Raw genomic sequence first — 13,909 nt, 5'->3', positions numbered from 1 at the left:
ACACATAATGCGAAAGATTTGCATTATGTCGCAGTTTTGCGCGCCCTCGCGCCTGTCCATCATCTCCCGAAGCAGGATGTTCGCCATGATTCGTATGCCTCTGGCTACCGCCAGTTTGCTGGCCATCGCTATTTCCCTCGCCGGTTGCGGCGAAGGCAAAGACAAGGCTGCTGCTCCACAAGCGCCGACTCCGGCCGCCACTACCACTGCCCCGGCGGCCCCGGCTGCGGCTGGTAAAGTCGACGAAGCCGCTGGCAAAGCCGTTGTCGCGCATTACGCCGACATGGTCTTCGCCGTCTACAGCGATGCCGAATCCACCGCGAAAACCCTGCAAACCGCAATCGACGCTTTCCTCGCCAAGCCGAACGACGAAACCCTGAAAGCCGCCAAGGCCGCCTGGGTTGCCGCACGCGTTCCGTACCTGCAGAGCGAAGTGTTCCGCTTCGGCAACACCATCATCGACGATTGGGAAGGTCAGGTTAACGCCTGGCCACTGGACGAAGGCCTGATCGACTACGTCGACAAGACCTACGAGCACGCCCTGGGCAACCCGGCTGCCAGCGCCAACATCATCGCCAACACCGAAGTGCAGGTTGGCGAAGACAAGGTCGACGTCAAGGACATTACCCCTGAGAAACTCGCCAGCCTGAACGAGCTGGGCGGTTCCGAGGCGAACGTTGCCACTGGCTACCACGCCATCGAATTCCTGTTGTGGGGCCAGGACCTCAACGGCACCGGCCCGGGTGCTGGCGCCCGTCCGGCTTCGGACTACCTGGAAGGTGCCGGTGCCACCGGCGGCCACAACGAGCGCCGTCGCGCCTACCTGAAAGCGGTGACCCAACTGCTGGTCAACGACCTGGAAGAAATGGTCGGCAACTGGAAGCCAGACGTAGCCGACAACTACCGCGCCACCCTGGAAGCCGAGCCAGCCGAAACCGGCCTGCGCAAAATGCTCTTCGGCATGGGCAGCCTGTCGCTTGGCGAACTGGCTGGCGAGCGCATGAAGGTTTCCCTGGAAGCCAATTCGCCTGAAGACGAGCAGGACTGCTTCAGCGACAACACCCACAACTCGCACTTCTACGACGCCAAGGGCGTGCGTAACGTCTACCTGGGCGAATACACCCGCGTCGACGGCACCAAGATGACCGGCGCCAGCCTGTCGTCGCTGGTGGCCAAGGCCGATCCGGCTGCCGACACTGCCCTCAAGGCAGACCTGGCCGCTACCGAAGCCAAGCTGCAGGTCATGGTCGACCACGCCAACAAAGGCGAGCACTACGACCAACTGATCGCCGCGGGCAACACCGCCGGCAACCAGATCGTACGTGACGCCATCGCCTCCCTGGTCAAGCAGACGGCTTCGATCGAACAGGCGGCCGGCAAACTGGGGATCAGCGACCTGAACCCGGACAACGCCGATCACGAGTTCTGATCACACCGGTTTCACCCGCTGAATAAAAATGCCCCGACTGGTTCGGGGCATTTTTTTGTGCGCAATACGTTAGATCCGGAACATGAAGATGCTCGCTCGCGCATCTGGCGCGGGAAGATGAGCGCCGCCGACAAGCTGCACAAAATTGTCGCTGGCTTGCGCCCGCGTGATCAGTGTTTGCGTCCAGGCATCCATCAACTCGAGCCTGGGTGCTACCTGATAGGGCCCTTCAACCCATCCGTTGTATGCCTTGCGCAGAGACAACCAGAACAACTTGTCGCTACCCGGACGCCTGAACAGCAATTCACCGGGCTGACTGAAACCCGCGACCATTTGGTAGTGGTTGACCACCAGTCGCTCGACCATCAGCGCCTTCAGCCCGTTATCGATTGGCGACGCCATGACGCCATGCAGCAACGCCTGCACGCCATCGGTACGAAAACTCAGGCAGTGGTAAAGAGAGGGCACACTCTCCAGTTGCCAGATCCCGGCGGCATTCGTACGTGTCAGCGGCAGCAGGGACAGGGGGTCGCCGAGCACGGGGATCGTTGGCACAGACAACGAACGCCAACTCTGCAGGGTGCGCTGGATCGCGGCGATGCCCCAGACCGTCAAGCCCGAAGGGTTACCCAGGTTGAACAGCACGTTGGCAATCTGCACCTGCGTGCTATGGCTAAAGGTCGGAAATGCGTCTGCCACATAGCTGGCCAGGGTCTTCTCGAAGGACAGCTCCATTGCGTGCACCCAGCGCGACAGCGGCGTGTTGAACGTTGCCAGTCTTGGCTGGCGGAAGAGATCGGCACCGAGCATCTGCTCGAACGCCACGAAGCTATCGAGGGGCATGCCCGGCTCATGCATCAGTATTACCCCGCTATTGATGTCTGCCCCCGCGGGCAGGATCGGGAAATAGCGCTGATCGATTTTGACGTATTCGCGGCCGATCAGTTGCTGATCCCCGACAATACGCCGATAAATCCCTTGCTCAGGATTGAGCAAACGCAGTTGGGCTGGATCCATCGCCTGTCCCCAATCGACAAATTGCTCGTTGGCAGGACGGGCTGGACGCGTAGGCACCGGGGCTGGCCGGCTGGGGCCGGGGACCGGCTCGAGGGGCGTGGCGGGAAGATTTTCGCGAACCACACCCCCGCCACTGAAGTCTGGCGCCAGGTCCAGGCCCCTGAGGCGCAATTGCAGGCGCTCGGGGCTGACCATCAGATAGCTGTCGAACATCTCCAGGGTCCGACGGGCGCGCAAATAATGGACCAGGCTCAGGCCGAACTCCATTTCGCGTCCCCGGGGAAACATAAAGGACTCAAACACGCGTCGGGCCTGAAACTCGTCCAGCGAAGGGTAAAGATCCCTGAGGGCGCGCTCAGGAGAAAGACCACCCCGTGCCGGCGCATCCGGGTGCGTGCCGATCTCCCAGCGACCGGCCGCGTTTCGACGGATCGGTGAATAGTGATACTGGACAGGCTTGCGCGCGTCACGCACACGCCAGGCTTCTTCAAAGCCTTCATCAAGGATCGAGTACCAATGATCGGCGTCCTTGAGAAAGTACTGCCGGCCCCCCTCCACTTTCGCCGTTCGATAATGGATACCTTTGTCCTCCCAGCCTGGCAAGGGAGTCACTCCCTGGGGTCGTTTGCCCAGGGCCATTTCCGGGTTCAGCCGGCGTGCCGCTGACGCCACCTTCACCGCTGCGAGGGGTTTCGCCCCAACAATGCCCTTGCCGACCGCACCATCGACCAGCGCCCCGGTAAATTCACCCAATGCACGCACGACGTAGTGGGCGGTAGCGGAGCGATCGCCGACTTTCCCGGCTTCGATGGCGTTGAATACGGCAAACAGACTGCGGGCCAGACCGATGGGCAAGGTCACGCGAATCGGCAGGACCAGGGTCACCACGTCCAGGACGATATCGCCGATGGTCAGGCCGGTTTCGATATCGGTCTGACCGGTCGTGGTGGTTTGGGCTGCCGCGTCATTGATCGCAAAATTGGCCTCGGTCTCGTAGCCCTCTTCGAAAAGGTTTTGTTCGATCCTGACAAGATTGACCACCGAGACGTCCCCCCGCCCCTGCATCGAAGCCCGGACCTGAGGTTGAAACGCCAGCGCCACCCGAGCGACCAGATAGTCGCGCCAGCGACTGTTGTGCACGAGCGCCTGCATCAAGTCCTCCCTGGCGTACTCGTGGAACACCCGGCCATCGGGCGCCTGCGGGGTGTACACCACGACGCTGCCACCACCCTGGGTCGCGGTGGAAAACAGCAATACGCCACGGACCCGCTGTCCGCGTATGTGCAGGCACTGCACGATGATCCGGTGACCTTCGACCGCTACCCGCTGATGATTGTCGACGGGATGGTCCAGCACGGCCTTGACCCAGTGGTAGCCGCGCGCTAATCGATCCGGTGCAAAGTCACCGGCGATCTTCGCTTCGATGAGATCAAGGCGTAGTTGCAAGGCCATGAGTCGGGCAAACGTATGCTTGCGCAGGGTCGCCGCTTCTGAGGTGGTCAAGTGTTCGGACAAAAAATCCCGATAGGTTTGACCGACATTGACTCGACGCACGAGGTCCTTGACCTGCTCCACGCTCAGGTCCTGGTAAACAGGCCTGCCTGCAACCGGATTGAGGTTCGGCGACAGTGGGATACCGGCGGGCCTTGAGCGGCTTTCGGCTTTCAGGGTCAACGTGGAGAAGTTGCTGAAATTGAAATCCAGCCCAGCGACATTTTCCAGGGCCAGTTCAGTCAATGTCCGTGAACGATACTTGCGCGGCGCCCCCCGAGGCTCGGTGATAGTTGAGCCGTGGGCTCCGGGCGCATAGGTCACCGCAGCAATATCGGGTTCCGACGTGGTGACCAGAATGTTATCCGGGTCCACCGTCACCCCATACTCGGACTCGAGCACGGCGCGCAGCTGGCGATTGCTGTAGATCAACAAGGAGCGCCGATCACTGAACTGGCTGAGCGACGGAAGGCCTTCGGGATCAGGCAGATGAGCCAATGCCTCAGCATAGTCGGTGAATGCACTGACCCAGGCTGTTTTGTCGCCATCAGAGGCGCTGCCAAGGAACGTCTGCAGGGCCGCCAACGTGCGCTTTTGCTGCCGCGCCTGAAGAACACTGCCGACGTTGAATACGCGCTGCAGGTCGCTGACCCGATCCAGCGCGCGTGGCAAGTCCGTCATGTCGGCGTGAACGCCCCGCGCCTGGTAGCGGGCAATAGCCGATGCCGCGTTATCGCGAATCAACAGGCACTGTGATTCGATCGTGAAGGAGAAAGGCGAATCGAGGCGCTCCAGATAGCGCACCTTGCCGCTCGACGACGCGCTGCGAGCCAGGGTCGATACAGCGTTCTGGTCCTTGTCGGCCACCCATTGCAGCAAACCCAGGCACTCTAGGGGATCGCCGAGCCGTCGATGCAACTCGCGATCAAGACTGGCCAGCGAGTCAAATGCTTCCAGGCCCCGATCAGGAATAAACAGCAGTACCCGCCCTGCGTTGGCGTTCGGTTCAATGGGGCGAACCATGGGGGCAACCGGGCCGGTCTCCCAGCCCTCCTGGGCGTCCTGCGGATCACGGGCGGTGAGCACAACAGCGCCCTGCAAGGGGATCACAGAGGCGTCGTCCGCCCCAAGCCCCAGGCCATAGACGCAGGGCCGCAAGCGTCTGAGCCGCTGTCGGGCCACGGCATCCGGGTATTGCAGCACAGTCTCGAGCAGTGTTTGTGCATCGCTGTCGAGCAGGCCATCGAGCTTGAGTAGCGCACACTCGGTCTTCATCTGCTCACGCCGGAGCTCCTCCAGCCATTGCTGGCGGGGTCGGGTGTCGCTCGAACTGAGTGGATTGCTCCAATAGCGCTGCAGGTACAAGCCGTAGTGCAGCGAAAAGTCGTGGGCCAGCCGATCGAGAAAAGCGTCGAATTGCGCCGCATCAAGGTCGGTATAACGCTCGAGTGCGGAGCCGCCGGCAGGCACCCTGTAAAACACCGTCACGCGCTCGGCATAGTTGGCGGGCTCGGAGCTGACGATCCGCCGCACGGCGGCATCCATCAGACTCGGCAGCAGGGACGAGACGGATATGGCCTGGGGTTGCTCGCCGGATTGGACAAAGCAATGCAGCAGCTGCAAACCCGGCGCCAGGTCGGCAAACGCCTCGTCGCAACGCTGTTGCACGAAGGCGTGGAACGTCGGCTGTAGCGCTAACTGCTCAGTCACCTCAGTGTCCAATGCCGAGAGTGTTTTGCGCAGGGCTGCCTGCGCCGGATTGTCCCGCTTATCGATCTGCTCGCGCAGGTGTGAAGGCGGTAGGAACTCAGTAAACATGGCGATACTCGATAATGATGGCTCGAGCCGCATCCTCACGTCAGGGCGAGCGCCATGTGGGGTAGATATGTAGGGACGAATGCAACGCACCTCCCCCCAAACCCGCTAACGGTCAAGCAAACGCTAATTCCTCTTATTCAAAGTCCCACGCCCTGTTAGACTTTGCGCCCTTGTTTTGCTCGTTTCTCAGGATCTCTGATGCCCTCGTTGCTTCTTCGCTTGTCCGCACCGCTGCTGGCGCTGGGCCTGAGTGCCTGCGATGACGCCTCACGCTTCACCAAGGCTGAAATTGGCGAGGCCCGCTCTGCGGGGGCGGCGACGGTGTACAAGTTCGATCAGAACGCGTTTTCCCTGCCGTCGGCCAACCTGTCGCCAATCCGCCGCCTGGATTTCAGCGTCGGCAACAGCTTTTTCCACAATCCCTGGGTGATCGCCCCGGCGACGACCACGGCGCGCGACGGCCTGGGCCCGCTGTTCAATACCAACGCGTGCCAGAACTGCCACATCAGGGATGGCCGCGGTCACCCGCCGGCACCCGATGCCTATAGTGCCGTGTCGATGCTGGTGCGCCTGTCGATCCCCAATGACCCGGCCTACGCCAAGGTCATCGAGCAGCAGGGTGTGGTCCCGGAACCGGTCTACGGCGGACAGCTGCAGGACATGGCCGTGCCCGGCGTCACCCCGGAGGGCAAGGTACGCGTCGACTATGAGCCGCAGATCGTGCGCTTCAAGGACGGCACCGAAGTCGAGTTGCGCAAACCCACCCTGGTGTTGACCCAACTGGGTTATGGCCCGATGCACCCGGACACGCGCTTCTCCGCGCGTATCGCCCCACCGATGATCGGCCTCGGCCTGCTGGAGTCCATCAGCGAGGCGGACATCCTCGCTAACGCCGACCCGCAGGACAAGGACCGGAATGGCATCAAGGGCCGGCCCAACATGGTCTGGGATGACGCGCAACAAAAGACTGTGCTCGGACGCTTTGGCTGGAAAGCCGGGCAACCGAACCTCAATCAGCAAAACGTCCACGCGTTTTCCGGCGACATGGGCCTGACCACCAGCCTGCGGCCTTTCGATGACTGCACCGAGGCCCAGGTCGACTGCCGCCAGGCGCCTAACGGCAATGGCCCGAAAGGCGAACCGGAAGTCAGCGACAACATCCTGCGCCTGATGCTGATCTACGCTCGCAACCTGGCCGTACCGGCCCGCCGCGATGTCGACGCGCCCCAGGTCCTGGCTGGCAAGACCCTGTTTTTCCAGGCCGGTTGCCAGTCCTGCCACACCCCGAAATTCACCACCTCTGCCGAGGCCGTCGAACCTGAACTGGCCGATCAGGAAATTCGCCCCTACACCGATTTGCTGCTGCACGACATGGGTGAAGGCCTGGCGGACAACCGCAGCGAGTACCTGGCTACCGGACGTGACTGGCGCACGCCACCGCTGTGGGGCATTGGCCTGACACAAACGGTCAGCGGCCACACCCAGTTCTTGCATGATGGCCGCGCCCGCAATTTGCTCGAAGCCGTGCTCTGGCATGGCGGCGAAGCCCAGGCGGCGCAGCAACAGGTTTTGGCTTTCAATGCCGAGCAGCGCGCTGCGTTGTTGGCATTTCTGAATTCGCTCTAGACATCTTTCCCATACGCTTGACCCCATTTTCATAGGGAGCCCGACATGTTTCGTCCCAAGTTGTTATTCACCAGCCTCGCCGCCCTCGCCCTCGGCGCCTGCGCGCCGCAAGACCCGCAAGCCGTGACCTCGGCGGCGATCGCCAAACAAGTGATCCTGCCGACCTACAGCCGCTGGGTCGACGCCGACCGGCAATTGGCTGTGAGTGCCCTGGCCTATTGCGAAGGCAAGTCTGACCTGGCGACCGCCCGCGCCGACTTCCTCCACGCGCAAAAAGCCTGGGCGGAGCTGCAACCGCTGCTGGTCGGCCCGCTGGCCGAGGGCAATCGTTCCTGGCAGGTGCAGTTCTGGCCGGACAAGAAAAACCTGGTGGGCCGTCAGGTCGAGCAACTGCTCACCGCACAACCGCAGATCGATGCCGCCGCGCTGGCCAAATCCAGCGTCGTGGTTCAAGGCCTGTCGGCCTACGAGTACATTCTGTTCGATGAAAAGAGCAACGTGGCCGATGCCGCGCAGAAAGCCCGTTACTGCCCACTGCTGACCGCCATTGGCGAGCGTCAGAAGCTGCTGGCCGAAGAAATCCTCGCCAGTTGGAACAGCACCGACGGCATGCTGGCGCAGATGACCAAGTTCCCTAACCAGCGTTACGCCGACTCCCACGAAGCCATCGCCGATCTGCTGCGGGCCCAGGTCACCGCCCTGGACACCCTGAAGAAAAAGCTCGGTACGCCGATGGGCCGCCAAAGCAAGGGCATCCCGCAACCGTTCCAGGCTGACGCATGGCGCAGCCAGTCGTCGCTGCAAAGCCTGCAGGCCAGTCTGGCGGCGGCACAAACGGTTTGGGTCGGGGTCGACAACAAAGGCCTGCGCGGCCTGTTGCCGGCTGAGCAGAAGCCCTTGGCGGACAAGATCGATGCCGCGTACGCTGCCTCGCTGAAACTGTTCGACAGCAGCCAGCGCTCGTTGACCGAAATGCTCAACGATGATGCCGGCCGCCAGCAGCTCAACGATATCTATGACAGCCTCAACGTCGTCCACCGCCTGCACGAAGGCGAGTTGGCCAAGGCGCTGGGCATTCAACTGGGCTTCAATGCCAACGACGGTGACTGATGAGGGTTAGCGCGATGTTGCGACGCCAGGCTCTGACTTTCGGCAGTGTGTTGCTCGGTGCGGTGACGCTGGGTGGCTGGAAGCTGCTCAATCACAAGGACCAGGGTCCGTTGCTGTTGTCGGCGCGGGACGACAGCGACGGCAAGCATTACGCCGCGGGCTACCGCCTGGACGGCACCCGGGTGTTTGCCACCGAAGTCGGTCAGCGCTGTCACGACATCATTAATCACCCTGAACTGCCCATCGCCCTGTTCGTCGCCCGGCGCCCGGGGACCGAAAGCTATCTGGTGGACCTGCGCGATGGCACGCTACTGCAGACGTTGGTCTCGCGCCCCAACCGGCATTTCTATGGCCATGCGGTGATTCACAAGGACGGTGAGTTTCTGTACGCCACGGAAAACGACACCACCGACCCCGGTCGCGGCCTGCTGGGCGTGTACCGCTTCGAAGGTGAGCGCCTGGTTCACAGCGGCGAAATCTCCACCCACGGCATTGGTCCGCATCAGGTGTCATGGATGCCCGACGGCGAAACCCTGGTGGTGGCCAACGGTGGCATTCGTACCGAAGCCGAAAGCCGGATCGAGATGAACCTTGACGCCATGGAACCGAGCCTGGTGCTGATGCAGCGCGATGGCACCCTGCTGAGCAAGGAAACCCTCGGCCAACAGATGAACAGTGTGCGGCATATGGGCATTGCCAGCGACGGCACCATCGTCACCGGCCAGCAGTTCATGGGCCCGTCCCACGAATCCTCCGAGTTACTGGCGATCAAGCGCCCGGGCCAACCCTTCGTCGCGTTCCCGGTCGACGAGCATCAGTTGCAGGCCATGGGGCACTACACCGCCAGCGTCGCGGTCCATAGTGAACTGCGCCTGGTGGCGTTGACGGCGCCCCGGGGCAACCGGTTTTTCATCTGGGACCTGGACAGTGGCGAGGTCAAGCTCGATGCACCGTTGCCCGATTGCGCCGGGGTCGGCGCGGTGACCGACGGTTTTGTCGTGACATCCGGTCAAGGCCGCTGCCGTTTCTACGATTGCCGCCAGGCACCGCTCATGGCCAAGCCGTTGGATTTGCCCGCAGGGCTCTGGGACAACCATCTGCATCTGATTTGAATGGGCATGGCCCGGATCGCCCGGGCCAGTCACTGGAATCGCTGGCACACTGGTAGTAATGTGCCGCCTGTCTCGCCTGATTTTTTCCAAGGAAGTGGAATATGCTGCGTCGCCGCATGCTGATCATGTTGGGGGTTGTGCTGCTGATCGTGCTGATCCTGGGGGGCTATAAAGCCTTTTCCATCTATCAGATGATCCAGACCTTCTCGGTCCCGAAACCGCCGGAGAGTGTGGCGGTGGTCACGGCCAGCGAACGCCCGTGGCAAGTGCGCCTGCCCTCGGTGGGCACCCTCAAGGCGCTGCAAGGGGTCGACCTGAGCCTGGAAGCCACCGGCACCGTGACCGACGTGCAATTCAAATCCGGGCAGCAGGTCAGGCAAGGCCAGTCGCTGGTGCAACTCGACAACGCCGTGGAAAGCGCTCTATTGGAAACCGCCAAGGCCGACCTCGGCCTGGCGCAGCTGGACTTCGGTCGCGGCAGCCAACTGGTGGGCAGCAGCGCCATCTCCAAGGGCGAGTACGACCGGCTCAATGCGCAACTGGCGCGCAACAAGGCCATCGTCAATCAACTCAAGGCTTCGCTGGCGAAAAAACACATCACCGCACCCTTCAGCGGCACCATCGGTATTCGCCAGGTCGATGTCGGCGACTACCTGGCCAGCGGCACGGTGATCGCCACTTTGCAAGATCTCAGCAGCCTGTACGTCGACTTCTTCATCCCGGAACAGTCGGTGCCGAAGATTGCCCTGGGCCAGCCGGTCAACATCAGCATTGCCGCCTACCCCGAGCAGAATTTCCCGGGCACCATCAGCGCCATCAACCCGAAAGTCGAGGAAACCACGCGCAACGTGCTGGTGCGCGCGACCCTGAGCAACCCCGACGGCAAACTACTGCCCGGTATGTTCGCCAGCCTGCAAGTGCTGCTGCCCGATCCGCAGAACAAGATCGTGATTCCGGAAAGTGCCGTGACCTACACCCTGTACGGCAACTCGCTGTACGTGGTCGCACAGAAAAAAGACGCCGAGGGCAAGCCCGAGAAAGACGACAAGGGTCAGCCAATCCTGATCGCCGAGCGCCGCTTCATCGAAACCGGCGAACGCCGCGAGGGCCTGGTGCTGATCAACAAGGGTGTGCAGAGCGGCGAGCAGGTTATCAGCGCCGGCCAGATCAAAATCGACAACGGCATGCACATCGTCGTCAGCCCGGACAAAAATCTGCCGGCCGATCAGAACAGTCAGCCAAGCGCGGACTGATCAAGGAATTACCATGGCATTTACCGACCCGTTCATTCGTCGCCCGGTGCTCGCCACCGTGGTCAGCCTGCTGATCGTATTGCTGGGATTCCAGGCCTGGAGCAAGCTGCCGCTGCGCCAGTACCCGCAGATGGAAAACGCCCTGATCACCGTGACCACGGCGTATCCCGGGGCCAACGCCGAAACCATTCAGGGCTACATCACCCAACCCCTGCAGCAAAGCCTGGCCAGTGCCGAAGGCATCGACTACATGACTTCGGTCAGTCGACAGAACTTCTCGGTGATTTCGATCTATGCGCGGATCGGCGCCAACAGCGACCGGCTGTTCACCGAATTGCTGGCCAAGGCCAACGAGGTCAAGAACAAGCTGCCTCAGGATGCCGAAGACCCGGTGCTGAGTAAGGAGGCGGCGGACGCCTCGGCGCTGATGTACATCAGCTTCTTCAGCAAGGACTTGAGCAACCCGCAGATCACCGACTATCTGTCGCGGGTCATCCAGCCCAAGCTGGCGACCTTGCCGGGCATGGCCGAAGCCGAAATCCTCGGCAACCAGGTGTTCGCCATGCGCCTGTGGCTAGACCCGGTGAAACTGGCAGGCTTTGGCCTGAGCGCCAGCGACGTGAGCAACGCGGTGCGCCGCTACAACTTTCTCTCGGCCGCCGGTGAGGTCAAGGGCGAGTATGTGGTCACCAGCGTCAACGCCAATACCGAGCTGAAAACCGCCGAAGCCTTCGCCGCCATCCCGCTGAAAGTCGACGGCGACAGCCGGGTGCTGCTCAGCGACGTGGCGCGAGTGGAAATGGGCGCGGAAAACTACGACACCATCAGCTCCTTCGGCGGCACCCCGTCGGTGTACATCGGGATCAAGGCCACGCCGGCGGCCAACCCGTTGGACGTGATCAAGGAAGTGCGCAAGCTGATGCCGGAACTGGAGTCCCAGCTGCCGCCCAACCTCAAGGCAAAAATTGCCTACGACGCGACCCTGTTCATCCAGGCCTCCATCAACGAGGTAGTGAAAACCCTGTTCGAAGCCGTGCTGATCGTGATCGTCGTGGTGTTCCTGTTTCTCGGCGCGCTGCGTTCGGTGGTGATCCCGGTGGTGACCATTCCACTGTCGATGATCGGCGTGATGTTCTTCATGCAACTGATGGGCTACTCGATCAACCTCCTGACCCTGCTGGCCATGGTGCTGGCGATCGGCCTAGTGGTGGACGATGCCATCGTGGTGGTGGAGAACATCCACCGGCATATCGAGGAAGGCAAGACGCCGTTTGACGCGGCGCTGGAGGGCGCGCGGGAAATCGCCCTGCCGGTGGTCTCGATGACCATCACCCTGGCGGCGGTGTATGCCCCTATCGGCTTCCTCACCGGCCTGACCGGGGCCTTGTTCAAGGAGTTCGCCCTGACCCTGGCCGGCGCCGTAGTGATTTCCGGGATCGTCGCCCTGACCTTGTCGCCGATGATGTGTGCCTACCTGCTGCGTCATGATCAGAACCCGTCGGGCCTGGCCCATCGTCTGGACCTGATCTTCGAAGGACTCAAGCGCCGCTACCAGCGCATGCTCCACGGCACCTTGAATACCCGGCCGGTGGTGCTGGTGTTCGCAGTGATCGTGCTGTGCCTGATTCCAGTGCTGCTCAAGTTCACCAAGTCGGAGCTGGCGCCAGATGAGGACCAGGGCATTATTTTCATGATCGCCAACGCCCCACAGCCGACCAACCTCGATTACCTGAACACCTACACCGACGAATTCATCGCGATCTTCAAGGAGTTCCCCGAGTATTACTCCTCCTTCCAGATCAACGGTTTCAACGGCGTGCAATCGGGTATCGGCGGCTTCCTGCTCAAGCCTTGGAACGAGCGCAGCCGTACCCAGATGGCAATCCTGCCGGAGGTGCAAAGCAAGCTGTCGCAAATCGCCGGCCTGCAAATCTTCGGCTTCAACCTGCCCTCGCTGCCGGGCACGGGCGAAGGCCTGCCGTTCCAGTTCGTGGTCAATACCGCCAACGACTACGAGGCGTTGCTGGCGGTGGTTGACCGGATCAAGAAGCGTGCAATGGAGTCGGGGAAATTTGCTTTTGTCGACATCGACCTGGCCTTCGACAAACCGGAAGTAGTGGTCGATATCGACCGGGCCAAGGCGGCGCAGATGGGCGTCTCGATGCTCGACCTCGGCACCACCCTGGCGACCTTGCTGGCTGAAGCCGAGATCAACCGATTCACTATTGAAGGCCGCAGCTACAAGGTCATCGCCCAAGTCGAGCGCACCTACCGGGACAATCCGGATTGGCTGAACAACTACTACGTGAAAAACGCCAAGGACGAGTTACTGCCGCTGTCGACCCTGATCACCGTCACCGACCGCGCACGACCGCGCCAACTCAACCAGTTCCAGCAGCTCAATTCGGCGATCCTCTCGGGTTTCCCAGTGGTGAGCATGGGGGAGGCGATTGAAACCGTGCGCCAGATAGCCCAGGAAGAAGCCCCGCCCGGCTTCGCCTTCGACTACGCCGGTGCCTCACGCCAGTTCGTTCAGGAAGGCGCTGCGCTGTGGGTGACCTTCGCCCTGGCTTTGGCGATCATTTTCCTGGTACTGGCGGCGCAGTTCGAGAGTTTCCGCGATCCGCTGGTGATCCTGGTGACGGTCCCGCTGTCGATTTGCGGCGCCTTGATCCCGCTGTTCCTCGGCTGGTCGAGCATGAACATCTACACCCAGGTGGGCCTGGTGACGCTGATCGGCCTGATCAGCAAACACGGGATCCTGATCGTCGAGTTCGCCAACCAGTTGCGCAAGGACAAGGGCCTGACGCCCCGCGAGGCGGTGGAAGAAGCGGCGGCGATCCGCCTGCGCCCGGTACTGATGACTACCGCCGCCATGGTGTTCGGCATGGTGCCGCTGATCCTCGCCACGGGCGCTGGTGCAGTCAGTCGCTTCGACATCGGCATGGTGATCGCGACAGGGATGTCCATCGGCACCCTGTTCACCCTGTTCGTGCTGCCCTGCGTCTACACCTTCCTGGCTAAACCCGACAAAGCCTGAAGGCACCCTCTGG

General features: G+C 61.8%; 7 protein-coding genes. 6 read left to right on the top strand and 1 reads right to left on the bottom strand.

Annotated features, from left to right (window positions below; all coding sequences use genetic code 11):
- The first annotated feature begins 85 nt into the window (after positions 1 to 85).
- Positions 86 to 1,429, top strand: a complete 1,344-nt coding sequence (locus NR126_RS06555) for an imelysin family protein (RefSeq protein ID WP_027619758.1) — start codon at positions 86 to 88, stop codon at positions 1,427 to 1,429.
- A 69-nt stretch (positions 1,430 to 1,498) separates the two neighbouring features.
- Here the strand turns inward: NR126_RS06555 and NR126_RS06550 are convergent, their stop codons facing one another.
- Positions 1,499 to 5,755, bottom strand: coding sequence for a dermonecrotic toxin domain-containing protein (locus NR126_RS06550; RefSeq protein WP_256829917.1), 4,257 nt, complete (start codon positions 5,753 to 5,755; stop codon positions 1,499 to 1,501).
- 198 nt (positions 5,756 to 5,953) lie between these two features.
- Between NR126_RS06550 and NR126_RS06545 the strand changes: the two genes are divergently transcribed.
- From NR126_RS06545 to NR126_RS06525, 5 genes are all read left to right on the top strand, one after another.
- A complete protein-coding gene (locus NR126_RS06545) occupies positions 5,954 to 7,381 on the top strand; it encodes a di-heme oxidoredictase family protein (RefSeq protein ID WP_256829916.1) in 1,428 nt (475 codons plus the stop codon).
- A 45-nt stretch (positions 7,382 to 7,426) separates the two neighbouring features.
- Positions 7,427 to 8,491, top strand: a complete 1,065-nt coding sequence (locus tag NR126_RS06540; RefSeq protein ID WP_027619755.1) for an imelysin family protein — start codon at positions 7,427 to 7,429, stop codon at positions 8,489 to 8,491.
- A 14-nt stretch (positions 8,492 to 8,505) separates the two neighbouring features.
- Positions 8,506 to 9,603 carry a DUF1513 domain-containing protein gene (locus NR126_RS06535; protein ID WP_256829915.1) on the top strand — a complete coding sequence of 366 codons (1,098 nt, stop codon included), beginning with the start codon at positions 8,506 to 8,508 and terminating at the stop codon, positions 9,601 to 9,603.
- 101 nt (positions 9,604 to 9,704) lie between these two features.
- A complete protein-coding gene (locus NR126_RS06530; RefSeq protein WP_027619753.1) occupies positions 9,705 to 10,856 on the top strand; it encodes an efflux RND transporter periplasmic adaptor subunit in 1,152 nt (383 codons plus the stop codon).
- A gap of 13 nt (positions 10,857 to 10,869) precedes the next feature.
- Positions 10,870 to 13,896, top strand: coding sequence for a multidrug efflux RND transporter permease subunit (locus NR126_RS06525; protein ID WP_256829914.1), 3,027 nt, complete (start codon positions 10,870 to 10,872; stop codon positions 13,894 to 13,896).
- Positions 13,897 to 13,909 lie beyond the last annotated feature (13 nt).

The sequence above is a fragment of the Pseudomonas sp. Pse1 genome (genome assembly GCF_024519635.1).
GTDB lineage: Bacteria > Pseudomonadota > Gammaproteobacteria > Pseudomonadales > Pseudomonadaceae > Aquipseudomonas.
This window is presented reverse-complemented; position numbering and strand designations above follow the sequence as displayed.

Excerpts from the sequence above, each read along its gene's own strand:
- NR126_RS06555 (WP_027619758.1), top strand. The coding sequence starts at position 86 with ATGATTCGTATGCCTCTGGCTACCGCCAGTTTGCTGGCCATCGCTATT.
- NR126_RS06550 (WP_256829917.1), bottom strand. The coding sequence starts at position 5,755 with ATGTTTACTGAGTTCCTACCGCCTTCACACCTGCGCGAGCAGATCGAT.
- NR126_RS06545 (WP_256829916.1), top strand. The coding sequence starts at position 5,954 with ATGCCCTCGTTGCTTCTTCGCTTGTCCGCACCGCTGCTGGCGCTGGGC.
- NR126_RS06540 (WP_027619755.1), top strand. The coding sequence starts at position 7,427 with ATGTTTCGTCCCAAGTTGTTATTCACCAGCCTCGCCGCCCTCGCCCTC.
- NR126_RS06535 (WP_256829915.1), top strand. The coding sequence starts at position 8,506 with ATGTTGCGACGCCAGGCTCTGACTTTCGGCAGTGTGTTGCTCGGTGCG.
- NR126_RS06530 (WP_027619753.1), top strand. The coding sequence starts at position 9,705 with ATGCTGCGTCGCCGCATGCTGATCATGTTGGGGGTTGTGCTGCTGATC.
- NR126_RS06525 (WP_256829914.1), top strand. The coding sequence starts at position 10,870 with ATGGCATTTACCGACCCGTTCATTCGTCGCCCGGTGCTCGCCACCGTG.